Origin of the sequence: Neisseria sp. HMSC067H09, from assembly GCF_001814135.1 — a bacterium.
Lineage (GTDB): Bacteria > Pseudomonadota > Gammaproteobacteria > Burkholderiales > Neisseriaceae > Neisseria.
Window position 1 is genome coordinate 1 of the sequence record NZ_KV814874.1, and the last position, 636, is coordinate 636.

Consider the following 636-nt stretch of genomic DNA (forward strand, 5'->3'; position numbering starts at 1 on the left):
GGCACGCCGCTACCAAGTCAGCCGCGTCACCATTTACCGCGCACTTAAAGCCGCAAGGGCCAAGCTGCTCAAACCGCAAACCAGTACCAACAACCGTTTCAAACAGGCAAAGTACGGAATGAAACGCCCGGCCAAGGTAGAACGCAGCATTCAGGAAAAACTCAAAAAGCAGGCCAAACGCTACAATAAATCCTACCCCGGAGAGCTGGTGCATCTCGATACCAAACGGCTGCCACTGCTCAAAGGGCAGAAAGCCACCGATAAGCGGGATTACCTGTTTGTCGCCATCGACGATTTCTCAAGGGAGCTATACGCCGCCATTTTGCCGGACAAAACCGCAGACAGCGCCGCCAAGTTTCTGACCGAACACCTGATTGATCCCTGCCCATACCTGATTGAGTGCGTTTACTCCGACAACGGTACGGAATACAAAGGCTCGGCCAACCATGCTTTCGGTGTAGCCTGTTACGAGAACGGGATTGGTCAAAAGTTTACCCGGGTTGCCCGTCCGCAGACCAACGGTAAGGCGGGGCGGGTTATCCGTACCCTGATGGAGATGTGGCATGAGAAACAGTCGTTTGACAGTCCTGAACACCGGTAAAAGGAGTTGTGCCGCTTTGTTAATTTTTATAACAC

At 52.8% G+C, this 636-nt stretch carries 1 pseudogene; it reads left to right on the forward strand.

Annotated features, from left to right (window positions below):
• Window positions 1-598 (forward strand): annotated as a pseudogene (locus HMPREF2954_RS11390) (DDE-type integrase/transposase/recombinase); the annotation flags it as partial.
• Window positions 599-636 lie beyond the last annotated feature (38 nt).